At 69.9% G+C, this 26,081-nt stretch carries 19 protein-coding genes and 1 pseudogene; 14 read left to right on the top strand and 6 right to left on the bottom strand.

Translation table 11 applies throughout. The annotated features are described in order from the left end of the window. Position 1 precedes the first annotated feature (1 nt). Positions 2 to 2,173, top strand: a complete 2,172-nt coding sequence (locus ACYVGD_RS10345) for a hypothetical protein (RefSeq protein ID WP_460743480.1) — start codon at positions 2 to 4, stop codon at positions 2,171 to 2,173. A 71-nt stretch (positions 2,174 to 2,244) separates the two neighbouring features. Here ACYVGD_RS10345 and ACYVGD_RS10340 read toward each other — a convergent pair whose 3' ends face one another. The 3 genes from ACYVGD_RS10340 to clpX all read right to left on the bottom strand — a co-directional run bounded on the left by ACYVGD_RS10340 (position 2,245) and on the right by clpX (position 5,011). Next, complete coding sequence (locus ACYVGD_RS10340; RefSeq protein WP_460743478.1) at positions 2,245 to 3,372, bottom strand: MFS transporter; 1,128 nt, start codon at positions 3,370 to 3,372, stop codon at positions 2,245 to 2,247. Beyond that, a complete protein-coding gene (locus ACYVGD_RS10335) occupies positions 3,369 to 3,575 on the bottom strand; it encodes a hypothetical protein (RefSeq protein ID WP_460743476.1) in 207 nt (68 codons plus the stop codon). The genes ACYVGD_RS10340 and ACYVGD_RS10335 overlap by 4 nt, the downstream gene beginning before the upstream one ends. A gap of 143 nt (positions 3,576 to 3,718) precedes the next feature. Then, the gene (clpX, locus tag ACYVGD_RS10330; protein ID WP_460743474.1) at positions 3,719 to 5,011 is read right to left on the bottom strand and encodes an ATP-dependent Clp protease ATP-binding subunit ClpX; all 1,293 of its coding nucleotides are present in this window, start codon (positions 5,009 to 5,011) and stop codon (positions 3,719 to 3,721) included. 324 nt (positions 5,012 to 5,335) lie between these two features. Here clpX and ACYVGD_RS10325 point away from each other — a divergent pair, with 324 nt between their 5' ends. Beyond that, positions 5,336 to 7,309, top strand: a complete 1,974-nt coding sequence (locus ACYVGD_RS10325; RefSeq protein ID WP_460743472.1) for a TIGR03960 family B12-binding radical SAM protein — start codon at positions 5,336 to 5,338, stop codon at positions 7,307 to 7,309. A gap of 33 nt (positions 7,310 to 7,342) precedes the next feature. Then, complete coding sequence (locus ACYVGD_RS10320; RefSeq protein WP_460743470.1) at positions 7,343 to 7,807, top strand: pyridoxamine 5'-phosphate oxidase family protein; 465 nt, start codon at positions 7,343 to 7,345, stop codon at positions 7,805 to 7,807. A 137-nt stretch (positions 7,808 to 7,944) separates the two neighbouring features. Here ACYVGD_RS10320 and ACYVGD_RS10315 read toward each other — a convergent pair whose 3' ends face one another. Both ACYVGD_RS10315 and ACYVGD_RS10310 read right to left on the bottom strand, forming a co-directional pair. Further along, on the bottom strand, positions 7,945 to 9,681 hold the full coding sequence (locus ACYVGD_RS10315; protein ID WP_460743468.1) for an NAD-dependent malic enzyme: 1,737 nt from the start codon (positions 9,679 to 9,681) through the stop codon (positions 7,945 to 7,947). 45 nt (positions 9,682 to 9,726) lie between these two features. Continuing rightward, positions 9,727 to 10,926: an MFS transporter gene (locus ACYVGD_RS10310; protein ID WP_460743466.1), complete on the bottom strand. Its 1,200-nt coding sequence runs from the start codon at positions 10,924 to 10,926 to the stop codon at positions 9,727 to 9,729. A gap of 65 nt (positions 10,927 to 10,991) precedes the next feature. On the opposite strand from ACYVGD_RS10310, the gene ACYVGD_RS10305 reads away from it, so the two are divergent. The 3 genes and pseudogenes from ACYVGD_RS10305 to ACYVGD_RS10295 all read left to right on the top strand — a co-directional run bounded on the left by ACYVGD_RS10305 (position 10,992) and on the right by ACYVGD_RS10295 (position 16,459). Further along, positions 10,992 to 11,705 (top strand): TIGR03936 family radical SAM-associated protein, encoded by a 714-nt coding sequence (locus ACYVGD_RS10305; protein WP_460743464.1) that lies wholly within the window; start codon positions 10,992 to 10,994, stop codon positions 11,703 to 11,705. A 458-nt stretch (positions 11,706 to 12,163) separates the two neighbouring features. Then, positions 12,164 to 14,731, top strand: a pseudogene (locus tag ACYVGD_RS10300) (Rne/Rng family ribonuclease); the annotation flags it as partial. An 804-nt stretch (positions 14,732 to 15,535) separates the two neighbouring features. Then, the gene (locus ACYVGD_RS10295) at positions 15,536 to 16,459 is read left to right on the top strand and encodes a hypothetical protein (protein WP_460743462.1); all 924 of its coding nucleotides are present in this window, start codon (positions 15,536 to 15,538) and stop codon (positions 16,457 to 16,459) included. Position 16,460: 1 nt separating this feature from the next. Here ACYVGD_RS10295 and ACYVGD_RS10290 read toward each other — a convergent pair whose 3' ends face one another. Beyond that, complete coding sequence (locus ACYVGD_RS10290) at positions 16,461 to 17,555, bottom strand: benzoate/H(+) symporter BenE family transporter (RefSeq protein ID WP_460743460.1); 1,095 nt, start codon at positions 17,553 to 17,555, stop codon at positions 16,461 to 16,463. 77 nt (positions 17,556 to 17,632) lie between these two features. On the opposite strand from ACYVGD_RS10290, the gene ACYVGD_RS10285 reads away from it, so the two are divergent. The 8 genes from ACYVGD_RS10285 to ACYVGD_RS10250 all read left to right on the top strand — a co-directional run bounded on the left by ACYVGD_RS10285 (position 17,633) and on the right by ACYVGD_RS10250 (position 26,081). Then, a complete protein-coding gene (locus ACYVGD_RS10285; protein WP_460743458.1) occupies positions 17,633 to 18,388 on the top strand; it encodes a hypothetical protein in 756 nt (251 codons plus the stop codon). Between the two features lie 144 nt (positions 18,389 to 18,532). Continuing rightward, on the top strand, positions 18,533 to 18,841 hold the full coding sequence (rplU, locus tag ACYVGD_RS10280) for a 50S ribosomal protein L21 (RefSeq protein ID WP_460743456.1): 309 nt from the start codon (positions 18,533 to 18,535) through the stop codon (positions 18,839 to 18,841). A gap of 12 nt (positions 18,842 to 18,853) precedes the next feature. After that, on the top strand, positions 18,854 to 19,138 hold the full coding sequence (rpmA, locus tag ACYVGD_RS10275; protein WP_460743454.1) for a 50S ribosomal protein L27: 285 nt from the start codon (positions 18,854 to 18,856) through the stop codon (positions 19,136 to 19,138). A 155-nt stretch (positions 19,139 to 19,293) separates the two neighbouring features. Next, positions 19,294 to 20,877 carry a GTPase ObgE gene (gene obgE, locus ACYVGD_RS10270; RefSeq protein WP_460743452.1) on the top strand — a complete coding sequence of 528 codons (1,584 nt, stop codon included), beginning with the start codon at positions 19,294 to 19,296 and terminating at the stop codon, positions 20,875 to 20,877. Then, the gene (proB, locus tag ACYVGD_RS10265; protein WP_460743450.1) at positions 20,870 to 22,009 is read left to right on the top strand and encodes a glutamate 5-kinase; all 1,140 of its coding nucleotides are present in this window, start codon (positions 20,870 to 20,872) and stop codon (positions 22,007 to 22,009) included. Before obgE ends, proB begins: the two co-directional genes overlap by 8 nt. 326 nt (positions 22,010 to 22,335) lie before the next feature. Further along, positions 22,336 to 24,021 (top strand): ABC transporter substrate-binding protein, encoded by a 1,686-nt coding sequence (locus ACYVGD_RS10260; RefSeq protein WP_460743448.1) that lies wholly within the window; start codon positions 22,336 to 22,338, stop codon positions 24,019 to 24,021. A 75-nt stretch (positions 24,022 to 24,096) separates the two neighbouring features. Further along, a complete protein-coding gene (locus ACYVGD_RS10255) occupies positions 24,097 to 25,119 on the top strand; it encodes an ABC transporter permease (protein ID WP_460743446.1) in 1,023 nt (340 codons plus the stop codon). Positions 25,120 to 25,130: 11 nt separating this feature from the next. Further along, entirely contained in the window at positions 25,131 to 26,081 is a 951-nt protein-coding gene (locus ACYVGD_RS10250; RefSeq protein ID WP_460743444.1) for an ABC transporter permease, read from the top strand.

The raw sequence follows: 26,081 nt of genomic DNA, 5'->3' as shown, positions 1-26,081 counted from the left end.
CGTGGCGAACGAGTCCCCTGAGAAGTCCACCGCCGACGGGCGCCCCGACGAGGCGTCAGCCACGAAGCACACCCCGACGACCTCCGCTGACAACGGGTCCTCGGGGTCGGTCCGGGACGGCGCTGTGAAGGGCACGCCGACGGGGGACTCGTCCGACGCCACTGCGAAGCCCGACGCCACTGCGAAATCCGACGCCGCTACGAAATCCGACGCCGCTGCGAAGCCCGGCACCACGAGCCCCGCCGAGCAGCCCCAGGAGGCGGGTGCCAGCGTGGCGAAGGCCCCGCGCCGGTCGCTGGTCGAGCGCCTGCGCGGGTTCGAGGGCGGCTGGAAGTCGGCCGTGCTGCTCGCGATCCCGGTGGCCCTCGGCTTCATCCTCGGCTACATCCTGCGCTGGGTCTCCGACGACGGCTACATCAACATCCGCATCCTCAACCAGATCCTCGGCGGCAACGGTCCGGTCTACAACATCGGGGAGCGGGTCGAGGCTGGCACGAGCACGCTGTGGCTCGGCCTGATGCTCGTCGCCCAGAAGGTCCTCCCGTTCAACGACCTCGGCGTCGTCAGCGTCATCCTGGGCCTCGCCCTGACCACGACGGCGCTGGCGCTCGCGACGTTCGCGGGCATCCGTGTCGCACGGCGCAGCCACCCCGACCTCGTCGGCTTCGTGCCGCTCGGCACCGCCGTCATGGTCGCCCTCCCGCCGTTCTGGGACTTCGCGACCTCCGGCCTCGAGACCAGCCTGAACTTCTGCTGGATGGCGCTGTGCTACTGGCTGCTCATGCGTCGCCTGCCCGAGAAGGGTGAACGGCTCCGCGGGGCATGGAACCCGATCTGGCCTGCCTTCGTGATCGGCCTGGGCTGGCTGGTGCGCCCCGACGCGGCCCTGTACGCCGCCTTCTTCGCCCTCGCCCTGCTGGTCCAGAGCCGCCTGTCCATCACGAGCTGGCTGGGGGCCTTGGTGGTGGCGATCCTCGTGCCGGGCGCCTACCAGGTTTTCCGGATGGGCTACTACGCCGCGCTCGTGCCGAACACGGCGCTGGCGAAGGACGCGTCCGGGTCCAAGTGGGAGCAGGGGGTGTACTACCTGCTCGACTACGCGATCCCGTATTCGATCTGGTTCCCCCTGCTGCTGGCTGTCGCCGTCCTCGCCTGTCCCGTGGTCCGCTGGACGCGCGGTCGCGACCTGCGGACCCTCATCACGGTGCTGAGCCCGGTCCCGGCGGCGATCCTCCACGTGCTCTACATCGTCCGCGTCGGCGGCGACTTCATGCACGGCCGGTTCCTGCTGCCCGCGACGTTCGCGCTGATGCTGCCCGTCGCGGTGGTGGGGCTGCGCCGCGGCCAGCAGGCCGTGACCTTCATCGCCGCGGTGGCGGTCGGTTGGGCTATCGCGGTCGGCAGCGGCGCCCGCGTCCCCTACACGTGGGACATCGACCTGGTCAACGACGATTACTCGGGTCGCCCCGCACTGCAGGGTGTCGCCAACGAGCGCGCCTTCTGGCACCAGCGCACGCTGGCCCATCGCTCCATGCACCGCTCCGACTGGCGTGGCTCCGGTCCCGTCGAGGACGCGTACCAGGCCTGGAGCGACCTGCGCCAGGGCCGCAGCTACTACCGCGACGACGAGCTGTGGTCGTGGCTGCAGAAGTCGTCGACGCCCGACGAGCTGCGCCAGATCAACGCCGAGGTCGAGCGGCGCAAGAAGATTCCCGGCGCGCGCAACCCCGAGACCGGCCTGTTCGACACGGTCAACGGCCACGGGATCTACCTCGTCACCTGGAACATGGGCATCAAGGGCGTGTACGCCGGCAACAAGGTCCACCTCGTCGACCGGCTTGCGCTGACCGACGCCGTGACCGCGAAGACCAAGCCCATCTCGCCGCCCGCGAGCCGACTGGGCCACCGCGACACGAACCCGGCCTGGGCGCTGGCTCGTTACACGAACCTCGGCGACGTCGGCAACCGCCACGTGCGCGATGCGGCCGTCGCCCTGCAGTGCGGCGACCTGCCCGAGCTGCAGGCCGCGACCACCGCGCCCCTCACCTGGGACCGCTTTTGGCGCAACGTGAAGGTCTCGCCGCGGCTGACGTTCCTCACCATCTCCGAGGAGCCCACGCTGGCCCGCGAACAGCTCTGCGGGTGGGCGCCCCCGGTCGTGCAGCGCCCCTGAGCCCGCCGACAGGCCGCCGCGTAGGAAGACGCCCCCCGAGCCACGGCTCCGGGGGCGTCCTGCGTCCTGTGTCAGGCTCGGGTGCGGCGCGGGAAGTGCTCGGCGACGCGGCGGCGGCTCATCACCAGACCGACCGCCGACAGCAGGCCGCCGACGAGGATGTACGCCGAGATGCCCGTGGAGCCGAGCCCCTGCTTCACCAGCCACTGGGCGATGAACGGCGAGAGGCCGCCACCGAGGACGGCGCCCACGTTGTAGGACATGGCGACGCCCGAGTAGCGGTGCTCGGGGTCGAACAGACTCACGAAGTAGGCCGCCATCAGGCCGAACACGAAGCTGGAGCCGACGTACGCCACGATCACGGCGACGTACAGCAGGGCGACCGACTTCGTGTTGAACAGCCAGAAGTAGGGGAACGCCCAGGCGACCTGGAACAGGGCGCCACCCATCATGACGGTGAACAGGCCGAAGCGGTCGGCCAGCCACGAGGCGACGAACACCGCGAGCAGCATGGCGACCGAACCCCACAGGCCGGCCATCAGGATGTCCTGCCGGTTCATCTTCAGCTGCTGGGTGCCGTAGGAGGCGGAGAACGAGTTGATGATGAAGATGAACTGGTTGAAGCCGAGCTGGACGAGGATGCCGGCGACCATGAGGACCGACCCCTTGCGCAGCACGCTGGCGATCGGCAGGTGGCCGGTGGTCTCGTTCTCCTGCTGCATGGCCTTGAACACCGGCGACTCGTGCAGACCCAGACGGACCCACAGCCCGACGCCGATGAGCACGATCGAGGCGAGGAACGGGATGCGCCAGCCCCACGTGAGGAAGTCGGGGCCGGTCGCGGCGGCGGTGATCTGGAACGCGAGGATGCCGAGGATCGAACCGATGGGGGAGCCGGCGGTGGCCGACGCGCCGAAGAAGGCCTTGCTGCCCGCCGGGGCGTGCTCGGTGACCATGAGGAAGGCGCCGGACTGCTCGCCGCCCATGAAGAAGCCCTGGAGCGTACGCAGGATCACCAGCAGCACGGGGGCCAGGACGCCGATGGTCGCGTATGTGGGGAGCAGGCCCATCGCGACCGTGCAGGCGCCGGTGGTGACCAGGGAGATGACCAGCATGTGCCGGCGCGACACCCGGTCGCCGAAGTGGCCGAACACCACGCCGCCCAGCGGTCGCGACAGAAACCCGGCACCGAACGTCATGAACGACAGGAGTGTGCCGACCAGCGGGTCGGACTGGGGAAGAACAGCTTCGGGAACACCAGCCCGGAGGCCAGGCCGAAGATCAGGAAGTCGTAGAGCTCGATGCCCGTGCCGAAGGCGGAGGCCACGGCGACCCGGCGTACCTGGCTGGGATCGGATGCCAGCTCCTCGTCGAGGGTGTGGTCGGCGGCGGTGCCGGACATCGGCGTCCTTTCGTCGTGCGTGTGGTGGGAGACATCATGGTGCCTGCGTAGGCGGAGGAGCGGTGGTTCTCACGACGGAAGACGTGCAGGCGTACGCAGGGCCCGCTCGACGAGCGGAACCCTGCGGGACGGTCGGGTGGAGGTCAGGCGCTGCGGCTGCGGCGCTCACGCTTGGGCTGGGCCGAGCGGGGGACCAGGGTGGGCAGGGCGCTGGCGTTGACGACCTCGTCGGTGATGATGACCTGGGCGATGTCGTCCTCGCTGGGCACGTCGTACATGACGTTGAGGAGGACCTCCTCGAGAATCGCGCGCAGGCCGCGGGCGCCGGTGCCGCGGGCGAGGGCCAGGTCGGCGACGGCCTCGATGGCCCCGGGCGTGAACTCGAGGTCGACGCCGTCGAGCTCGAACAGCTTGCGGAACTGCTTGACCAGGGCGTTGCGCGGCTCGACGAGGATGCGGATGAGGGCCTCGCGGTCGAGGGGCGTGACGGTCGAGATCATCGGCAGGCGGCCGATGAACTCTGGGATCAGGCCGAACCTGGTGAGATCTTCGGGACGGACCTCGGCGAACGGGTCGTCCGACGCCGGCTTGCGCGTCTCCGCGTCGTTGTTGAAGCCGATGGGGCGCTTGCCGATGCGCTGGTCGATGATGTCCTCGAGACCGGCGAAGGCGCCGCCGACGATGAACAGCACGTTGGTCGTGTCGATCTGGATGAAGTCTTGGTGGGGGTGCTTGCGGCCGCCCTGGGGCGGAACCGAGGCCGTCGTCCCCTCGAGGATCTTCAGCAGGGCCTGCTGGACGCCCTCGCCGGACACGTCGCGCGTGATCGACGGGTTCTCGCTCTTGCGCGCCACCTTGTCGATCTCGTCGATGTAGATGATGCCCGTCTCGGCCTTCTTGACGTCGAAGTCGGCCGCCTGGATGAGCTTGAGGAGGATGTTCTCGACGTCCTCGCCCACGTAGCCAGCCTCGGTGAGTGCGGTGGCGTCGGCCATGGCGAAGGGGACGTTGAGCATCTTCGCCAGCGTCTGGGCCAGGTAGGTCTTGCCGCAGCCCGTCGGTCCGATGAGCAGGATGTTGGACTTGCCGAGCTCGACGCCGTCGTCGTCGGCGGCACGGCGCGGCGTGGACGCCGCCTGGGCCTGGACACGCTTGTAGTGGTTGTAGACCGCCACCGCGAGCGCCTTCTTGGCGGCGGACTGGCCGATCACGTAGGAGTCGAGGAACTCGCAGATCTGCTTCGGCTTGGGCAGGTCGTCGAGCAGGCCGATGTCGGAGCCCTCGGAGAACTCCTCCTCGATGATCTCGTTGCACAGGTCGATGCACTCGTCGCAGATGTAGACGCCGGGGCCGGCGATGAGCTTCTTGACCTGCTTCTGGCTCTTTCCGCAGAAATTGCACTTGAGCAGGTCGCCGCTCTCTCCGATGCGCGCCATGTCTCAACTCCTGGTTCGAACGATTGCATCCCCCACGCCCGAGGGACGCAGCAACTCTAACGAGCGCCGGTGACGAAACTGTCGGACACGAAGAGTCACCTGCGAACTTACCCGCTGGAGGCCGCGATGGACCCCCGCGTCCGCGGTGTTCGCTGAGGGAGGAACGTGCTCCTCGTCTCGCTGGCGCTCGCTCGAAGAGCAGTGGGTGGGTTGGTGCTGGCTCGGCCCTTCCTCTGTTCTCCGAGTGGGACCCCGCGGCCGGAGACGGGGAGGCCCCTCGTGCGGCTCGCTCCTTGCGCGCGGGCCGCGTACGCTTGGGCTCCTATGACCACGCACACGCTGTCCACGCAGGCTCCCTCGCCGGAGCCGGTCTTCGCGCGCCTCGAGCCCCTTCTGTCGGCGGTGTCAAAGCCGATCCAGTACGTGGGAGGCGAGCACAACTCCGTCGTCAAGGACTGGGACGCCACTCAGGTGCGTTGGGCGCTGATGTATCCCGACGCGTACGAGGTCGGGCAGCCCAACCAGGGCGTCGCGATCCTGTACGAGGTGCTCAACGAGACCGACTGGATCCTCGCCGAGCGCACCTACGCGGTGTGGCCGGACATGGAGCAGGTCATGCGGCACAACGACATCCCGCAGTTCACGCTCGACGCCCACCGCCCGGTGGGCGCGTTCGACGTGCTGGGCGTGTCGTTCTCCACCGAGCTGGGCTACACGAACATGCTCAATGCGCTCGATCTGGCGGGCATGCCCGTCCACGCGGTCGACCGACGCGAGTTCGACCCGCTCGTCGTCGCCGGTGGCCACGCGGCGTTCAATCCCGAGACGATCGCCGACTTCATCGACTGCGCCGTCCTGGGCGACGGCGAGGAGATCTCGCTGAAGATCTCCGACATCATCCGCGAGTGGAAGGACGAGGGCCGCCCCGGCGGCCGCGACGGACTGCTGCTGCGCCTGGCGGAGACCGGCGGGGTCTACGTCCCGAAGTTCTACGACGTCACCTACCTGCCCGACGGCCGCATCCAGCGCGTGGCGCCCAACCGCCCCGGCGTACCCTTCCGCGTCGCCAAGCACACGCTGATGGACCTGGACGCGTGGCCCTACCCAAAGAAGCCGCTGGTGCCGCTGGCCGAGACGGTCCACGAGCGCTACTCGGTGGAGATCTTCCGCGGCTGCACGCGGGGCTGCCGCTTCTGCCAGGCCGGCATGATCACCCGGCCGGTGCGCGAGCGCAACATCGAGACCATCGGCTCCATGGTCGAGGCGGGCCTGCAGGCCACCGGCCTGGAGGAGGTCGGCCTGTTGTCGCTGTCGAGCGCCGACCACACCGAGATCGGCGAGGTCACCAAGCAGCTCGCCGACCGCTACGAGGGCTCGAACGTGTCGCTGTCGCTGCCGTCCACGCGCGTAGACGCCTTCAACATCACGCTCGCCAACGAGCTGTCGCGCAACGGCCGCCGCTCGGGGCTGACCTTCGCCCCCGAGGGCGGCTCGGAGCGCATGCGCAAGGTCATCAACAAGATGGTCGACGAGGACGACCTGATCCGCACGGTCGCCACCGCGTACGCCAACGGCTGGCGCCAGGTGAAGCTCTACTTCATGTGCGGCCTGCCGACCGAGACCGACGAGGACGTGCTGGCGATCGCCGACATGGCCAAGCGCGTCATCGCCACCGGCCGTGAGGCCGCGGGCCACCGCGACATCCGCTGCACCATCTCGATCGGCGGCTTTGTGCCGAAGCCCCACACACCGTTCCAGTGGGCGGCCCAGCTCGACGTCGAGACGACCGACGAGCGGCTGAAGAAGCTGCGCGACGTCATCCGCGAGGACAGGCAGTACGGCAAAGCGATCGGCTTCCGCTACCACGACGGCAAGCCCGGCATCATCGAGGGCTTGCTCTCGCGCGGCGACCGCCGCGTCGGCCGGGTCATCGAGGCCGTGTGGCGCGACGGCGGTCGCTTCGACGGCTGGTCGGAACACTTCTCCTACGACCGCTGGACCGCGCTCGCCGAGCGCGAGCTCACCCAGCTGGGCGTGTCGCTCGACTGGTTCACCACGCGTGAGCGCGACTACGACGAGGTCCTGCCGTGGGACCACCTCGACTCGGGCCTCGACCGTGACTGGCTGTGGGAGGACTGGCAGGACGCCCTCGACGAGCAGGAGGTCGACGACTGCCGCTGGACGCCGTGCTACGACTGCGGCGTGTGCCCCCAGATGGACACCGAGATCCAGATCGGCCCCACCGACAGGGTGCTGCTGCCCCTGCCGAAGGTCCGTTCCGCGCTCGCCGCCGAGTGATACCTTCCCGCCGGTGAACGCTAGGGTGGCCGCATGACCGAGCCGCGCGCGTACGCCGAGCGCAGGGCCGACACGCTGGCCCTGCTGTCCTCCGCGGGCCTCGACGGGTGGGTCGCCACCGTGGGCCCGACCCCCCATGTGACGCCGGTGCCCATCGCATGGCATCAGGAGACCGTGCTCGTCGCCATCGGTGCCCACTGGCCGACCGCACGCCGCCTCGAGGCAGACCCGCGCGTACGCGTGGCCGTGGGCGGCAGCCGCGACTGCGTCGTCATCGACGCGGAGGTCTCCGACCGTCACAGCGTGGCCGACATGCGCCGCGAGCACCCCGACCTGCTGGCCGCGTACGAGGTCCAGAGCGGTCACAGCCCGGGTGACGACGAGACGATGTTCATCGTCCGCCCGCGCCGGATCCAGGCGTGGCGGGGGGAGTGCGAGTCGGCCGACCGTACCCTCATGCACGACGGCTGTTGGCTGGTCCAGCCCACCAGCGACTGATCGTCACTCATCAGCTGGTGCCGCCACCGCCGCCCCCAAGCGATGCACTCCGCCTCTGCCATGGCCACGAATGCGGGGAAGCCACCCACCATCGACGCCACGAGCTCAGAATGTCCCGATCGTCGGGACCGGAGGGGTCAGCCCTTGCGCTTGGGCGTCAGCTCGTTGGTGACGACCTTCACCCGGGGGTAGTTCGGCTTCCACATCTTGTCGTAGATGTCCTGGATGGGGTTCTCGAGCTCGACCGTCGCCACGCCCTCCTCGGCGGCGGCCTCGGCCACGCGTAGGGCGACGGTCGCCGACACGGCCCGCAGGTGGGCCATCGACGGCAGCAGCGCGGAGCCTCGCTTCGTGGCGTCGGTCATTTCCGCGACGGCGCGGGCGGCCGCGGCGATCATGCGGTCGGTGACGCGTGTGGCGCGCACCGCGATGACTCCCAGGCCGATGCCGGGGAAGACCAGCGCGTTGTTGGCCTGGGCGATCTCGAACTCCACGCCCTCATGGTGGATGGGCTCGAACGGCGAGCCGGTGGCCATCATCGCATCGCCGTCGGTCCACTCGAGCACGTCGGACGGCAGCGCCTCGGTGAGTTTGGTCGGGTTGGACAGCGGCATGATGACCGGACGCGCGCAGTGGGCGTGCATCTCGCGGACGACCTTCTCGGTGAAGGTGTCCGGCTGGCCGGACGTGCCGACGAGGATGGTCGGCTGGACGTTGCGGACGACGTCGAGCAGCTCATAGCGGCCCTTGGCGTCGAGCTCCCAGTCCGTCACCTCGGCGGTGGTGCGCGCGTACGGCTCCTGGAACGGACGCATCTTCGAGTCGCTTCGGATGAGGCCGCGCGAGCCGAGGCACCAGAACTTCTTGCGGGCCTCCTCGACCGGCATGCCCTCGTCGACGAGCACCTGGGTGAGCAGGTCGGCGATGCCCACACCTGCCGTGCCGGCGCCGTGAATCACCACGCGCTGCTCGGACATCGTCTCGCCCTTGGCCTTGACCGCGGCGAGTGCGGCGCCCACGACGACCGCGGCGGTGCCCTGGATGTCGTCGTTGAAGGTGCAGATCTCGTCGCGGTACTTTTCGAGAATGCGGTGAGCGTTGGCCGCGCCGAAGTCCTCCCAGTGGACGAGCGCCTTCGGGAACATTTTGGTGGCCGCCTTGACGAACGAGTCGACGAAGTCGTCGTAGCGTTTGCCGCGGACGCGAGCCTGGTGGACGCCCAGGTAGCCCTCGTCGTTGAGCAGCTCCATGTTGTCGGTGCCGACGTCGAGGACGATCGGCAGCACGCGCAGCGGATGGATGCCGGCCGCGGCGGTGTAGACGGTCAGCTTGCCGACGCAGATGCGGATGCCGCCCACGCCCTGGTCACCGATACCGAGGATGCCCTCGGAGTCGGTGACGACGATGAGGTCGACGTCGTCGGGACCCTGGCCGTAGGAGCGCAGGGCGTCCTCGATGTTGTCGGCGTCCTCGATCGACAGGAACATGCCGCGGGGCCGGTTGAACCACTGGGAGAACTTCTGGATCGCCTCGCCGATCGTCGGCGTGTAGATGATGGGCATCATCTCTTCGAGGTGGTCGCTGACGACGCGGTAGAACAGGATCTCGTTGCGGTCCTGCAGCGCGGTCAGGTAGACGTTCTTGCTCAGGTCGTCCGGCTGGTTGCGGTATTGCTCGTAGACGCGCTTGGCCTGGGCGTTGAGCGTCGAGACGGCCGGCGGCAAGAGGCCGCTCAGCCCGAGCTGGCGGCGCTCGTCCAACGAGTACGCGGTGCCGAAGTTGATCATCGGGCGGGCGAGGATCTGGCGACCGCGTACGGCGATCTCGACCTTCTCCCCGTCGTCGTCGGGACAGAACAGGTATTGGCGGGCCACGGGTGAACCATAAGCCCTGACCCTGTGGTCACCCCAGTCGGGGCGTCACCGCTGCGGCAGCTGGTCCTCCAGCCACTGCGGGCGCGAGGACAGCAGGGCGAAACCGGTGACCGGCACCAGCATTGCGGTCAGCATCATCAGCGGCCAGTGGTAGGAGCCGGTGGCGTCGCGCAGCACGCCCATGAGGATCGGCCACGGTGCGGCGACCAGATAGCCCACGCTCTGGGCGAACGCCGACAGCGCCGCCGTCCCCTCGCTGGTTCGGGCCCGCATGCCCATCAGGGCGAGGAAGATCGGGAAGGCGGCCGTGCCGATCGCCACCAGCAGCGCCCACGCCACGGGCGCGGCGAGCGGGGCGTACGCCAGACCCAGATAGCCGACGGCGCCGCCGACGCCGATGGCGACCAGCAGCGCGTACGGCGAGTTCTTGCGGGCCGTGTACGCGGGCAGCAGGAAGCCCAGCGGGATGCCGACGCCGGTCGCGATGCCGAGGTAGAGCCCGGCGGCGGCGTGTGAGGCACCCGCGTCGGTGTAGATGGAGGCCAGCCACCCGAACACCGAGTACGCCGAGCCCGACTGGAAGCCGAAGAACAGGGCCATGCACCAGCCCAGCGGGGTGCGTGCGACCCGGGACAGCGAGATGCGCGACGCACCGTGGCTCGGCACGTGGCCGCGGTCGTGGGCGAGCATGACCAGCCAGGGGCCGACGGCGGCCAGCGCGAGCAGCACCCAGGCCCACATGGCCTGCCGCCAGCCACCGGCGGCCAGAGCCAGGGGAGCGGTCAGCATCGAGGCCGCGGTCAGACCCACGATGATCGACGTCGAGTACAGGGCGGTGACCAAGCCGATGCGCTCGGGGAAATGCTGCTTGACCAGGGACGGGAGCAGCACGTTGGCCATCGCCATGCCGGCCAGCGCCACGACCGATGCGGCCAGGAACAGCGCCTGTCCCGGGACGTGGAGGCGGAGGATCTGGCCGACGACCATGGCCACGACCGACACCAGCACCACACGATGGCCGCCGTACCGGTTGGCCAGCATCGGCGCGAGCGCGCCGAACGCGGCGAAACAGAGTACCGGCAACGACGTCAGGAGACCGGCGACGGCGCCGCTCATCCCGAGGTCGGCACGGATCAGGTCGAGGACGGGGCCGGGTGCCGAGGCGGTCGGTCGGAGGTTCAGTGCCAGCACCAGCAGTGCCGTGAGCATGAGCCACGGTCGGGTGGACAGGGAGGTGCGCTCCACGGTGGGTCTCGCCGGTTCCTTCCGGGGTTCGGTGCGGTGTGGGTCGCCGGGTAGGCTAGCGCGTCGTGTCAGATCCCTCGTCGAAGAAGCGCCGACAGCCCGAGCAGCAGGCGCCGCCGGTGCAGAAGCTCCGCATCCGGTACGCCAAGCGCGGCCGGGCCCGCTTCACCTCCCACCGCGACTTCGGACGGGCGTTCGAACGCGCGCTGCGTCGCGCTGCGGTGCCGATGGCCTATTCGTCAGGGTTCAACCCCCACCCGCGCGTCTCGTTCGCCAACGCGTCGCCGACCGGTGCGGCCACCGAGGCCGAATACCTGGAGATCGGCCTGTCCGAGCGCTGCGACCCCGAGAAGGTGCGCGCGGCCCTCGACGCCGCGCTCCCGCCCGGTCTGGACGTCCTCGCGGTCGTCGAGGCCACTCCCGGTGCGCTGGCCGACCGGCTGGCCGCTTCCGCGTGGCAGGTCGACTTCGACGTGGCCGATCCGGAGCTGCTCGAGCGTGCTGTCGCGGCGTTCCTCGCCGAGGAGCACGTCGAGGTGCAGCGCATGACCAAGAACGGCATGCGCACCTTCGACGCACGCGAGGCCGTCGTCGAGCTGCGCGCGACCGGGACGGGCATCGCACTGGTGGCCCGCCACGGCACGCCGCTGGTGCGCCCCGACGACGTGATCAACGGACTGGTGGCCGTGACCCCAGAGCTCGAGGTGCCGAAGAACGCGCTGCTCACCCGGCTCGCGCAGGGGGAGCTGACCGAGTCGGGCCTGGAGTGCCCGTTCTGACGGTCTGATCACCCGTGGTGGCCCCGGACGGGGCCGCCGTCGCTCACGACGCGCCTTCGTCCAGTCACCCGCCGAGGTTTGAGCCGCCCGGGTTCGAGGGCCAGAACCACGTCTGGTTCCACGTCGTCTCCTGCGGAGATGACGAGCAGCGTGCGCTGGCCGTCACGCTCCAAGGGGCAGATATCGGCCTCTCGTCGGTGCGCTGACCACGCCGGTGACAGACGTGTACGCAGGTTGGGACGTGTGGGATAGTGGAGGCAGGTTCGGGTCGCCGCCGGCGGCCCGGTCGATCCCGAGCAGCCGCAGGCTTCACAAGGTGTCAGGTTGTGATTCGGATCTCCACCGCGACGTACGCGACCGCGGGAGATCGCTCGGCCCGGGAACGAACCACAGGTTTTGCGGCGCCCCACGGATGCGCCCAGCGAGGTCGGCCCGACGCGGGTCGGCGAAGGAGTCGCATGCTCGACGAGCCCACGAACGACACCACCACCTCGGGTGACGAGAACACCGCCCCCGCCCCGCGGCGCCGCCGCAGGGCGGCCAGCCGACCGGCGGGTCCGCCGGTCGACGTCCCCGCCGCCGAGACGCCCGCCGCCGAGACGAGTGCGGCCGCCGTCGCCGAGCCGGCGGTCGTGACGGCGCAGCCTGAGGCCGAGACGTCGGCGAAGAGGCCCGCGCGCAAGCGGGCCGTGCGGAAGGCCGCCCCGCCGATGCCGCTGCCGGAGGCCCCCACCGAGGCCGGCCAGCCGGCCCGGTCCGCCGAGGCCGCCGAGGAGGCCACCGGGGTCGCAGACACCGACGACGCCGCACGTACGACGCGCAAGCGGACCCCGCGCAAGCGCGCCACTCGTGCCCAGGCTCCCGCCGGCCCGGCCGTCGTCGACCAGGCTCCCGGCGAACAGCCGCCCGCAGAGGTGACCCCGAGCGCCGATGCGAATGCCATCGTCGACGTCGGCACCGAGACGGCGACAGACGCCCCGCGTACGCGCCGCCCCCGCAGCGAGGTGGCCAGCCCGTTCTCCGAGCCCACCCCCGCCGACACCGGGACGCCCGAGGACAACGAGTCGGCCGCGGACGCCGATGACGTGGTGGTGACGGCCGAGGGTGAGCCCGCTCCCACACTTGACGAGTCCGAGACCTCCGAGCAGGAGGAGACCGCCGAATCCGACGACGGCGAGAACGACTCCGACGACGACGGGGACAGCGGGGAGGACAACGACGGCTCCGACGACGGCCGGCCCCGCCGCCGGCGCCGCCGCCGCGGTGGACGTCGCCGTCGCCGTGGGGGCCAGGGATCGAACGACGACGACTCAGACGAGGGCGACGACCGCTCCGACGACGACGAGAACGACGAGAAGTCGACCGACGAGCCGGGCTCCGGCGACTCGGACGACGACAGCGACAACGACGACTCCGACGAGCAGGGAGACTATTCCGAGGGCCGTCGCCGCCGGCGTCGCCGCCGCCGCCGTGGTGACTCGGCCTCGTCGGGTGACGACGACGCCGACGTCGAGGTCGTCGATCGCGTTCGTGAGCCGCGCAAGAAGGCGTCCGACGAGGTCACCGGCATCGACGGCTCGACGCGCATGGAGGCCAAGCGCCAGCGTCGCCGCGAGGGCCGTGCCGCCGGGCGCCGGCGTACCCCGATCCTCAGCGAGTCCGAATTCCTGGCCCGACGCGAGTCGGTCGAGCGCACGATGGTCATCCGCCAGAACGAGGAGCTGTCGCAGATCGCCGTCCTCGAGGACGACGTGCTCGTGGAGCACTACGTAGACCGCGCTTCGGCGTCGTCGCTGATCGGCAACGTCTACCTCGGCCGCGTCCAGAACGTGCTCCCGTCGATGGAGGCGGCCTTCATCGACATCGGCCGCGGCCGCAACGCCGTGCTGTACGCCGGTGAGGTCGACTGGGACTCGTTCGGCTCAGACGGCCAGCAGAAGAAGGTCGAGAAGGTCCTCAAGTCGGGCATGCCGATCCTCGTTCAGGTGACGAAGGACCCGGTCGGTGCCAAGGGCGCCCGCCTGACCAACCACATATCGCTGCCCGGCCGCTACGTGGTGTACTCGCCGGGCGGTCACCTGTCGGGCATCTCCCGCAAGCTCGCCGACACCGAGCGCAAGCGCCTGAAGTCGATCCTCGGCGAGCTCGTCCAGGACGAGGCCTCGGTCATCGTGCGCACGGCCGCCGAGGGCGCGTCGGAGGACGAGCTCGTCCGCGACGTGAACCGTCTCAAGGCCCAGTGGGAGGCCATCGAGAAGAAGGTCAAGAGCGGCCAGGCGCCGCAGCAGTTGTACGCCGAGCCCGACCCGACCGTCCGCATCGTCCGTGACCTGTTCACCGAGGACTTCTCGAAGCTCGTCATCTCCGGCAACGGCACGTCTGACGACGCGTACGACACGGTCACCGCGTACGTAACCCACGTGGCCCCCCACCTGGCCGAGCGCATCGAGCGCTGGGACCCCGAGCGGGGCGACATCTTCGCCCGTCACCGCATCGACGAACAGATCGCCAAGGCGCTCGAGCGCAAGGTCTTCCTGCCGTCGGGTGGCTCGCTGGTCATCGACCGCACCGAGGCCATGACGGTCATCGACGTCAACACCGGCAAGTTCACCGGCACGGGCGGCAACCTCGAGGCGACGGTCACGTCGAACAACCTCGAGGCGGCCGAGGAGGTCGTACGCCAGCTCCGCCTGCGCGACATCGGCGGCATCATCGTGATCGACTTCATCGACATGGTCCTGCCGGCCAACCGTGAGCTGCTGCTGCGGCGCCTCGTGGAGTGCCTGGGTCGCGACCGTACGCGACATCAGGTCGCCGAGGTCACGTCGCTGGGCCTGGTGCAGATGACGCGCAAGAAGATCGGCACCGGTCTCGCCGAGGCCTTCACCGAGGACTGCGAGCACTGCAAGGGCCGCGGCTACGAGATCCACGACATGCCCGTCGAGACGCAGGCCCCCTCCGACGGCGGCGATCGCGGTCGTGGCCGGGGTCGTTCCCGTGGCGGCAAGGGTCGCGGCAACAACTTCGACAACGGCAACAGCGGGTCGGGAGACAACGGGAACAACGGGTCCGGGAACAACGGCGGCACGAAGGGCGGCAACGACCAGCAGCAGTCCGAGCCGGTCAGGCGCAAGTTCCCCCATCCGAAGCCGAAGTCGGACGAGGTGAAGCCCGACGAGACGAAGGACCAGTCCGTCGTCGCATCGGCCGAGTCCACCTCGGCCGCGCTCCCGGCCGACGAGACGGCTGAGGCGCGCCGTGTCGAGGCCGATCAGGCCGAGACCGCCCGGGCCACGACCGACGGGGCCCAGGCCGAGCTGCCCGCCGACGGCGGCCGGGACCAGGTCTCGCCCGCCGACGGCCTGGCCGCTGATGCCCCCGCCCCGGCGCTGTCGCACGACGATCCGCTGGTCCCGCCGCTGACCGCCGACCAGGCGGCCGAGGCGCCGGATAAGCCGGCGAAGCGTACGCGGGCCTCGCGAAAGAAGACCGAGTCCGCGTCGCCCGCCGACGGTCTGGCCGCGGACGCCCCGGCGCCGGAGCTGACGAAGGACCCGGAGACGGAGCTGTCGATCGATGTCCCGGTGAAGAAGACGGTCACGCGTCGGACGACCAAGAAGGCGACGGCGAAGAAGACCGCAGCGAAGCGCACGACGCGCAAGAAGGCCGAGTCCCTGTCGCCGGCCGACGGCATCGCGGGTGACGCGGCCGCCCCGCCCCCGGTTCAGGAGCAGCTGGGCGAGTGACGCCTGACCGAGTCGCGCCGGAGCCCGGATCCTCCTCGGATCCGGGCTCCGGCGCCTCGGCCCCGCCCGTGGCACGATGGGCCGGTGGGCAGGCGCAGGAGAAGGGGCTACGAGGAGGAGAGCCGCAGGGCCGAGCTCGGTTGTGTGTTCATCCTGCTGGGGGTCCTCGTCAGCCCTGTCGTGCTCGTGGTGGGTGCGTTCGTCGACCCCGGCCCGTGGCTGGTCTGGCCGGCTGTCGGCACCGTGGTCTGCGCGGCCCTGGTCTGGTGGGTCCGGGCCTCCTGGCCCAAGGACTCCGGACGCCCCCGCCGACGTGCCACGGCCGAGCGCCGTAGGAAGGACATCTTTGCCGACCCCTCGGTCATCCCCTCGACCTTCTCGTTCGACCCCACGGCCACGGGCATCACCGGGCTCTGGCGTGACACGGCCCCGCCCGACAGCTTCGGTCCCGGTGGATACGCCAACCGCATCGACGGGCTGGTGGCGGGCAGGCGTACGCGCTCCGGGGAACCGGTGACCTTCACGGCGTTCGAGCACGTGGACACCAGCGGCGGCAGGGCCCTGGTTCTGCTCGTCCCGCTTCGCGGCGATCTTCCGCCGCTGACCGTCGAGCGCGAGACGGGCAAGATTGACAGAGCCGGCGACGTCGACACCGGCGACATGGCCTTCGACCGGCTATACCACGTCACGGGCTGGGACGACTCCGAAGAGGCGAGGGCGTACGCGACGGCCTTCCTCGCGCCGAGGGTCGTCGAGACCATGAAGCAGCTGGCGTTCTCGTGGCGGGTCCGCGGCCACTATCTGGTGTGTCGGATCAACAGCGACGAGGGCGCCCGCGCCATCGCGCTGATGCGGCAGCGCGGCACACAGCTGGCCGTGATCGCCGATGCGCTGGACGACACACTCCTCCGGCGATACGCCGGCTGGTACGCCGACGGCGGGCCTCACCCGTGGCCGGACGGCCCGGAGGGTAAGGGTGGCCTGGCGAACCCCGACGACCTGAGATGAGTCACCCGCGCTGGAGCGCGTACATCACCAGACCGGCCAGCAGGGCCCAGAACGCCGCCCCGATGCCCAGCGCCGTGAACCCGGAGGCGGCGACGACCATGGTGAGCGCCGCCGGCAGCCGGTGCTCGGCGTCGCCGAGCGCGGTCGCGGCGGCGTTTGCGACGCCGACAACGAGTGCCGACAGGGGGACGAGGAGCAGGTAGGTCGCACCCGCCGAGACGCCCGCCCGCCAGCGCCGGGTGGGATCGGGCCCGGCGTCGGGGCCAGCCGCGAGGGCGGCCGAGATGGCGGCGAGGTTGATGCACGAGCCGCCGAGGAACGCGTTCACCACCGAGGCGCCGCCGGTGTAGGCGAGTGCCGGGGTCCACGCAACGGTGTAGCCGAGTCCTTTCATCACCGCCACGCCCGGGATGTTCTGCGAGGTCATCGTGACCAGGAACAGCGGCAGCGCGATGGCGACGACCGCAGCGCCGTCGAAGCCCGGCACCACCAGCCCCGGGGTGGGGAGCAGCGGCATCTCGGCGACCTTCGTCAACGACCCTCGGGCCGCCATCACGCCCAGCGCGGCGACGAGCGCCGCCGGGACGGCCCAGGTCGGGGCCAGCCGCAGCACGACGAGCCACACCAGTAGCACCGGCGCGATGGCCCCCGGGGTCTTCGCGAGCGCGGTGAACGGTGCGATGCACAGGGTCAGCAGCACGCCGGCGAGCATGGCGCTCGCCAACGAGGTGGGGATGCGCTGGACGAGGCGGCCGAAGGGCCGGACCAGGCCGGCGAGCGCCAGCAGCACGCCCGTGACGATGAAGGCGCCGACGGCTGTGGGAAAGCCCCCGTGCGGGGCGGCCGTGCCCGCCAACAGGGCGGCACCCGGTGTCGACCACGCCATCGTGATCGGGGTCCGCGTACGCCACGAGAAGACCAGGGTGCCCAGGCCCATGGTGAGCGTGACGGCCATGAGGCCGGAAACGGCCTGCTGGGGCGCGGCCCCGACGGCCTGCAGGCCTGCCAGGACGACCGCGAACGACGAGGTGAAGCCGACCAGCGCGCAGACGACACCGGCGACGACGGTGTGGAGGTCGGTGGCAGGGCTGCGCATGCGCGGCATCCTAGGAGCACCCGGCCGGAGGGTGGGCAGGTCTTGGGCGGCGGACGCCGTGCTGGCAGGATCGGACCATGCCGATCTTCGAGCGCCGCTACATGGGGCGCGGCTGGGCGGGCTTCCAGCCGTCCACGGGCTTCGCGTACGCCCTCACGGGTGACGCGTTCGACCAGATGCGGGCGGTGCGGGACGAGCTTCGGGACCGCCTAGGCGCCGTCGCGTACGAGCACGTGCTGTCCACGACGCGCGGCACGCGCCAGCTGCTCGGCGCACGGGCGCTCGACGACCGGCACCGGTGCGTGGCCTGGGTGCTCGCCGTGGAGCTCGACGGTCGGCTGCCGCGGCTTCACCTGTCCCCGCAGAAGTTCCGGCCCGAGGACGACCTGTCGCTGGGGGACGCCACCTTCGACCGCATGTATCGCTGCCTCGAGGACGAGACGGAGTTCCGGCCCCAGAGCCGCAGCGGATGGTTGCGCGCGTTCGTCAGCGAGCCGGTGCGCCGCCACCTGGTGACCCACCGCGCGCTCAACTTGACCGTCGCCGAGGACCACCTGCTGCTGGTGCTGCCCGGCACCACGTCGCCGACCGAGGCGCTGGCGACGTTCGACGACGAGGGGCAGATCCTCGCCGAGCTGGCCGACCTGTTGCCCGCCGAGCTCTATCAGGTATTCGGCACGTACGACCCGGCCGCGGAGCGTGGCGACGTGCCCGTGCTGACCATGGGTCGGACGACGGGGGAGGGCGGCTGGCCGGTGCTGCCGCAGCCGCCGGTGACCGCAGACGAGCCACGCTGGCCGGTGCTGCCGCGATCGCACGACGGCCCGGTTTGACCCGTCGCTCACTGACACGTAATCTTGTCCCTCGGTGCTCAGCGAGTTCCGGCCCTCGTCGGCCGATCGCAGCACCGGTTCAGGACCGGCCGTCATTCGACGTGGGGTCCCAGTCCAGACGACGCAGAAGAGAGTAGGTCAGGCGTGTACGCGATCGTGCGCAGTGGCGGCCGCCAGCACAAGGTTGCCGTGGGCGACGTTGTCGAGATCGACAAGGTCAACGACGAGGTCGGTGCCAGCGTGAAGCTGCAGCCGATCCTCCTGGTCGACGGCGATGCCGTCACCGCTGATGCCGGCAAGCTGGAAAAGGCCACGGTCACGGCCGAGGTGCTCGCCGAGACCAAGGGTCCGAAGATCCGCATCATGAAATACAAGAACAAGACCGGCTACCGCAAGCGCCAGGGCCATCGCCAGCGCTACACGCAGGTCAAGGTCACCGGAATCAAGGCCTGAGGGGGCTGACTGATGGCACACAAGAAGGGCGCGTCCTCGACGCGAAACGGTCGTGACTCGAACGCACAGCGCCTCGGCGTGAAGCGCTTCGGCGGTCAGCTGGTCAACGCGGGCGAGATCATCGTCCGCCAGCGCGGCACCCACTTCCACCCGGGCGAGGGCGTCGGTCGCGGTGGCGACGACACGCTGTTCGCGCTGCGTGAGGGCCACGTGGAGTTCGGCACGCGTCGCGGTCGTCGCGTCGTCAATGTGAATCCGGTCGACGCCAAGGTCGAGGCCGCCGCTGCGGCCCAGTGAGTTCGATCCCACGACACCTTCGAGGGGGACGGTCCTGACGGGCCGTCCCCCTCGGTCATTCCGCCCCGACCGCCGCCTCGGCGGTCGGACGAAGGGCGGTGCAGCGGGCCTAGACTGAGGCACCACTGTTCACCCGAGCAACAGAGAGCAGCACCATGGCCATTCCTTCCTTCGTCGACCGCGTCACCCTGGAGGTGTCCGGCGGCAACGGCGGCCACGGCTGCGCGTCCGTCCACCGCGAGAAGTTCAAGCCGCTGGGCGGCCCCGACGGCGGCAACGGCGGTGACGGCGGATCGGTCGTCCTGCGCGTCGACCCCGACCTGACGACGCTCGTCGAATACCACCGCCAGCACAAGCGCAAGGCGACCAACGGCCAGCCCGGCAAGGGCGACCATCAGAACGGCTCCAAGGGCGAGGACATCGTCCTGGCGGTCCCCGATGGCACTGTCGTGACCGACGCCGAGACCGGCGAGCTGCTCGCCGACCTCACCGGCGTCGGCTCTGAACTCGTCGTCGCCGCCGGCGGCAGAGGTGGGCTCGGCAACGCCGCGCTCGCCAGCGCCGCCCGCCGCGCGCCCGGTTTCGCGCTCCTCGGCGAGGAGGGCGAGGTACGCCAGGTACAGCTCGAGCTGAAGGTCGTCGCCGACGTCGGCCTGGTCGGCTTCCCCAGCGCGGGCAAGTCGAGCCTCGTGGCGGCGATCAGCCGTGCGCGGCCGAAGATCGCCGACTACCCGTTCACGACTCTGGTGCCGAATCTGGGTGTGGTGGTTGCGGGCGACACGACGTTCACCGTCGCCGACGTCCCCGGCCTCATCGAGGGCGCCTCGCTCGGCAAGGGGTTGGGCTTCGACTTCCTGCGCCACATCGAGCGCTGCGCCGCCCTGGTCCACGTCATCGACTGCGCCACGTACGAGCCCGGCCGCGACCCGGCGTCCGACCTCGACGTCATCGAGGGGGAGCTGACCGCCCACGGCGGTCTCGACGACCGTCCGCGGCTGGTCGCGCTCAACAAGGTCGATATCCCCGACGGGCATGATCTGGCCGAGATGGTCCGCGCCGACATCGAGGCGCGCGGCTACCGCGTCTTCGAGATCTCCACGAAGTCGGGGGAGGGCCTGCAGGGCCTCACCTTCGCCATGGCCCGGCTGGTGGAGGAGCGCCGCGCAGTGCTGCCCGAGCCCGCCGCGCAGCGCGTGGTGCTGCGCCCCGAGGGAGTGCGCGGCGCCGGCACGGGTGCCGGGAGCGAGTTCACCATCAAGCAGATCGGCGACGGCGAGGGCGGCACGATGTGGCGCGTACGCGGCACCAAGCCCGAGCGCTGGGTGCGCCAGACCGACTTCAACAACGCCGAGGCTGTCGGCTACCTCGCCGACCGGCTCAACCGCCTGGGCATTGAGGACGAGCTGGAGAAGCTCGGAGCACGTCCCGGCGACGCGGTGGCGATCGGTGGTGAGGGCGCGGTCGTGTTCGACTTCAAGCCGCAGGTCGAGACCGGCGCCGAGAACCTCGGCCGCCGCGGTGAGGACAACCGCTTCGACGAGGAGCGGCCGGCCGCCCAGCGCCGCCGCGAGCGCGATGCGGCCTACCACGCCGAGGACGACGAACGCGTGGAGACCCAGGGCATGCGTCGTGGTTACGCGAAGGGCGTCCGCCCCGCCGACCACCAGGGCGAGTACGCGACTGGCCCGTGGTCCTACGACATCGACGACACCCAGGAGGGCAGCGGCGACGATGAGTGAGGGCTCGACGGCGGGGGAACGGCCCGAGATCGCCGGCGCGTCCCGCGTGGTGGTCAAGGTGGGCTCGTCGTCGCTGACGACCAGGCAGGGGTCCATAGACCCCGAGCGCATCGACTCGCTCGTCACCACGCTGGCCGGTGTGCTCGACCGGGGCCGCGAGGTCGTGCTCGTCTCGTCGGGCGCCATCGCCGCCGGCCTGCAGCCGCTCGGGCTGGCCCGCCGCCCGCGTGACCTCGCCACCCAGCAGGCCGCCGCCTCGGTGGGGCAGGGGCTGCTGATGGCCCACTACACACGCCGCTTCCACGAGCGCGGACGTGGCGTCGGACAGGTACTGCTGACCGTCGACGACGTGACCCGCCAGGGCCACTACCGCAACGCCTACCGCACCTTCGCGCGCCTCCTCGAGCTAGGCGTCACCCCCATCGTCAACGAGAACGACACGGTGGCCACCGACGAGATCCGCTTCGGTGACAACGACCGCCTCGCCGCGCTGGTGGCCCACCTCGTCCACGCTGACGCCCTGGTGCTGCTGTCCGACGTCGACTCGCTCTACACGGACCACCCCGCGCGTCCCGGTGCGCGCCGCATCGCCGAGGTGCGTACGCCCGACGACCTGTCCGCCATCGACACGTCGAGGGCGGGCTCGGGCGTGGGGACCGGTGGCATGGCCACGAAGGTGGAGGCCGCCGGCATCGCCGCTCAGGCGGGGATCCCCGCGATCGTGACCTCGACGGCGCAAGCCGCTGGGGCGCTCGCCGGCGAGGACGTCGGCACCCTGTTCCACCCCACGGGCAAGCGCCGGCCGACCAGGCTGCTGTGGTTGGCGTATGCGACCCGCGCCGCGGGCGAGCTCCACCTCGACGCGGGCGCGGTGCGTGCGGTCGTGGAGCGGAAGGCCTCCCTGCTGCCGGTCGGCGTCACGGGCGTACGCGGTGACTTCCACGCCGGCGAGCCCGTCAACCTCGTGGGCCCGGACGGGGCCGTGGTCGCGCGCGGTCTGTCCGCGTACGACGCGGCCGACCTCGAGAAGATCCGCGGACGTCACTCGGCCGAGATCGCGGCCGGCATGGGCGACGATCACGAGCGCGAGGCCGTCCACCGGGACGTGCTGGTCGTCCTGCCGCGCCGCTGAGCGGGGCGGGAACAAAGCGGGTCGTCACGACTCCATCGGGTACACCCAACGAGGAGGACGACAAGACCACCATCCGCAACGCCGCCGGCGCCCTGACGATCGTCGGCGGCATCGCGCTGACCGGCTGCGCCGTGGCGGGCGTAGGTCGACGTCCACCGCTGAACCCGGCCCACATCCTGGAAATGGAACCTCCCGGGATTGCGTCTTCGACATCAAATAACGAAAATTGTGACCTGGGCGTGTGTTCACCTCATGACATCCCTGTATTAGAGTCGCGGCCACCCGAGCAGAGGCTTGGGCCTTCACAACACCGAGGTAGGAACACCGTGACGAGTTCCCTCTTCCGCCGTGGGATCGCCGCCGCCGCGGCTCTCGCGCTGGCCGGCACCATGGCCTCCTGCGCCGAGTCGAAGCGCGACTCCGGTTCGGGCAACTCCGGATCCAACGCCAACGACACGTTCATCTTCGCGGGTTCGTCCGACCCCGTCATGCTCGACCCCGCAATGGCGTCCGACGGCGAGTCGTTCCGTGTCTCCCGGCAGATCTTCGAGGGCCTCATCTCGACCAAGGCAGGCACCACCGAGCTCGAGCCTCTGCTGGCCACCAAGTGGCAGTCCTCGTCCGACGGCAAGGAGCACTCGTTCACCCTGAAACAGGGCGTGAATTTCCACGACGGCTCCGAGTTCAACGCCGAGGCCGTCTGCGCCAACTTCGAGCGCTGGGCCAACTGGAAGGGCCTGAACCAGAACGAGAACATCACCTACTACTACGGCAAGCTCTTCCAGGGGTTCCGCAACCCCGAGAACGGCGGACAGAAGGGCATTTACGAGGGCTGCGAGGCCAAGTCGGCCTCCGAGGTGACGGTCAAGCTCAACAAGCCCTTCGCCGCTTTCATGGACGCCATGACGCTTCCGGCGTTCTCGATGCAGTCGCCCAAGGCGATGAAGGAGTACAACGCCGACGACACCCAGGGCACCGAGGACGACCCGCGCTTCTCGAAGTACGCCACCGAGCACCCGACCGGCACCGGCCCCTTCAAGTTCGAGAAGTGGGACCGCGGCCAACAGGTCGTGCTGACGCGCAACGACGACTACCACGGCGAGAAGGCCAAGATCTCGAAGGCCATCATCAAGATCATCTCCGACGCGAAGGCGCGTACGCAGGAGCTGCAGGCGGGCAACATCGACGGCTACGACCTCGTCGCCCCCGCCGACGTGCAGGCGCTGAAGGACAAGGGCTTCCAGATCCAGAACCGTCCGGCCTTCAACATCCTCTACCTGGGTATCAACCAGGGCGGCACCAACGAGAAGTTGAAGGACATCCGCGTCCGCCAGGCGATCAACCTCGCCATCGACAAGCAGGCCGTCATCAAGCAGTCGATGCCCGAGGGCACGAAGGCCGCCACGCAGTTCATGCCCGACATGGTCAATGGTTACGCCTCGGGCATCGAGGCCGGCAAGTACGACCCCGAGAAGGCCAAGCAGCTGCTCAAGGAGGCCGGCGCGGAGAACCTCGAGCTGAAGTTCGCCTACCCGACCGGCGTTTCGCGCCCCTACATGCCGACCCCGGAGGACACCTTCGTGGCCATCAAGGGCCAGCTCGAGAAGGTGGGCATCAAGATCACGCCCGTGACCGCCAAGTGGAGCCCCGACTACCTCGACATGGCCCAGGGCAAGGACGGCGTCACCAAGCGTGACATCCACATGCTCGGCTGGACCGGCGACTACAACGACCCCGACAACTTCATCGGCGTCTTCTTCGGCAAGAAGGCCAACGAGTGGGGCTTCGACAACCCGCAGCTGTTCGACGCGCTCGGCAAGGCCCGCGAGCTGTCGACGAAGGACCAGCAGAAGACCGCGTACGAGGCGATCAACAAGCAGATCATGGAGTTCGCTCCGGGCGTGCCGATCGCTCACCCGGCACCGTCGCTGGCCTTCGGCAAGGGCGTCGAGGGCTACACGACGAGCCCCGTCCAGGACGAGGTCTGGAACAAGGTCACGGTCAAGCGCTGACCGGCACCGATGGGCAGGGCCCCGTGCCCTGCCCATCGGCGTGTCCGCCTCCAACCATCCCCCTGAGGACAACGAATGTTCCGCTTCATCATCCGGCGACTGCTGCTGCTGGTGCCCGTGCTCTTCGGGCTCTCGCTGCTGCTGTTCGTGTGGCTACGCGCTCTGCCGGGTGACCCGGCCCGTGCGCTGCTCGGCGACAAGGCCACCCCGGAGGCCATCGAGAGGATCAACGCCCAGTACGGCTTCGACCAGCCGGTCGTCGTCCAGTACGTGAAATACATGGGCCAGCTCCTGTCCGGGAACTTCGGGGCCTCGCCCCGCACGGGCCAGCCGGTGCTCGGCACGTTCGTCGAGCGCTTCCCGGCCACGATCGAGCTCGCCCTGGCGGCCCTGCTGTTCGCGGTGGTGCTCGGCATCCCGATCGGCTACTTCGCCGCGAAGCGTGCCGGTGGCTTCTGGGACATGTTCGCCGTCGGCGGCTCGCTGCTGGGCGTCGTGATCCCCGTGTTCGTCCTCGCGTACCTGCTGAAGATCGTCTTCGCGATCGGCCTGCCCGGCCTCGACTTCCTGGCGGTCTTCCCGTCCTCGGGCCGCCAGAACGTACGCCTCGACGCGACCCACATCACCAACCTGTACGTCCTCGACGGGCTGCTCACCCGCGAGCTCGACGCCGCCTGGGACGCGCTGATGCACCTGGTGCTCCCGGCCATCGCGCTCGGCTCGATCCCGCTCGCGGCGATCGTGCGCATGACGCGCGCGTCGGTGCTGGAGGTCCTCGGCGAGGACTACGTGCGCACCGCCACCGCGAAGGGCCTCGCCCAGTCGCTCATCACGCGCCGCCACGTGCTCAAGAACGCGATGCTCCCGGTCATCACGACCGTCGGCCTGCTCACCGGCCAGCTGCTGTCGGGTGCGGTCCTGACGGAATCGGTCTTCGCGTTCAACGGCATCGGCTCCTACCTGTTCGAGGCCATCGCCTCCCTCGACTACGCCGTGCTCCAGGGCTTCATCCTGTTCATCTCCGTCATCTACGCGCTGGTCAACCTCGTGGTCGACCTGCTCTATGGCGTCTTCGACCCGCGCATGCGGACCCAGTGAGGGAAGGGACCATGACCAGCGTTCCCGACACCGAGTCGACCATGAACCGCCCTCAGGCCCTCGTCGAGGCGATGGGCGACCGCTCCCTGGACACCACGACGGGCACCTCTCTGTGGGCCGGCGCGTTCAAGCGCCTGCGTACCAACCCCTCCGCGATCTTCGGCGCCGTCATCGTGCTGGCGTTCGTCGCCATCTCGCTGCTCGCGCCCGTGCTCGCGCCCTACAAACCGGCCACGACCGAGTGGGCGAACCAGATCTCCCCGTCGCACATGCCGGAGTTCTCGTCGGAGCACCCGCTCGGCCTCGACTCGTTCGGCTCCGACTTCCTGACCCAGATGATCTACGGCGCCCGGCAGTCGCTCATCATCGGCATCGTCTCGACGCTGCTGGGCCTCGCCGGCGGCGCCGTCCTCGGTGCGTTGGCCGGCGCCTTCGGCGGCTGGGTCGACACGCTGGTGATGCGCATCGTCGACATCCTGCTGTCGATCCCCGCGCTGCTGCTCGCGGTGTCGGTGGCCGCGGTGATGGGCCGCCGCCCCGAGGCGCTGATGGTCGCCATCGCCGCCGCCCAGATCCCGATCTTCGCGCGCCTGCTGCGCGGCTCGATGATGAAGCAGCGCCGCCAGGACTACGTGCTGGCCGCGACGTCGCTCGGCCTGCGCCGACGCTCGATTGTGATGAGCCACATCCTGCCCAACTCCGTCGGACCGGTGATCGTCCAGGCCACGTTGACGCTGGCGACCGCGATCATCGAGGTCGCGGCGCTGTCCTATCTGGGCATGGGCTCGCCCGATCCGACCGTGGCCGAGTGGGGCCGAATGCTCGTCAAGGCCCAGGAGCGCCTCGAGTCCTACCCCCACCTGACGATCCTGCCGGGCATCGCGATCGCCATCACCGCCCTCGGCTTCACCATGCTCGGTGAGGCCCTGCGCGAGGCGCTCGACCCGAAGACGAGGAAGTGA

The organism is Mariniluteicoccus endophyticus, assembly GCF_054780035.1.
Note: the sequence above shows the minus strand (reverse complement) of the source record. Positions and strands in the feature narration are given on the sequence as shown.

Coding starts and splice junctions, on each gene's coding strand:
- ACYVGD_RS10340 (WP_460743478.1), bottom strand. CDS start 3,372: ATGACGTTCGGTGCCGGGTTTCTGTCGCGACCGCTGGGCGGCGTGGTG.
- ACYVGD_RS10335 (WP_460743476.1), bottom strand. CDS start 3,575: ATGTCCGGCACCGCCGCCGACCACACCCTCGACGAGGAGCTGGCATCC.
- clpX (WP_460743474.1), bottom strand. CDS start 5,011: ATGGCGCGCATCGGAGAGAGCGGCGACCTGCTCAAGTGCAATTTCTGC.
- ACYVGD_RS10325 (WP_460743472.1), top strand. CDS start 5,336: ATGACCACGCACACGCTGTCCACGCAGGCTCCCTCGCCGGAGCCGGTC.
- ACYVGD_RS10320 (WP_460743470.1), top strand. CDS start 7,343: ATGACCGAGCCGCGCGCGTACGCCGAGCGCAGGGCCGACACGCTGGCC.
- ACYVGD_RS10290 (WP_460743460.1), bottom strand. CDS start 17,555: ATGCGCAGCCCTGCCACCGACCTCCACACCGTCGTCGCCGGTGTCGTC.
- ACYVGD_RS10285 (WP_460743458.1), top strand. CDS start 17,633: ATGCCGATCTTCGAGCGCCGCTACATGGGGCGCGGCTGGGCGGGCTTC.
- rpmA (WP_460743454.1), top strand. CDS start 18,854: ATGGCACACAAGAAGGGCGCGTCCTCGACGCGAAACGGTCGTGACTCG.
- obgE (WP_460743452.1), top strand. CDS start 19,294: ATGGCCATTCCTTCCTTCGTCGACCGCGTCACCCTGGAGGTGTCCGGC.
- proB (WP_460743450.1), top strand. CDS start 20,870: ATGAGTGAGGGCTCGACGGCGGGGGAACGGCCCGAGATCGCCGGCGCG.
- ACYVGD_RS10255 (WP_460743446.1), top strand. CDS start 24,097: ATGTTCCGCTTCATCATCCGGCGACTGCTGCTGCTGGTGCCCGTGCTC.
- ACYVGD_RS10250 (WP_460743444.1), top strand. CDS start 25,131: ATGACCAGCGTTCCCGACACCGAGTCGACCATGAACCGCCCTCAGGCC.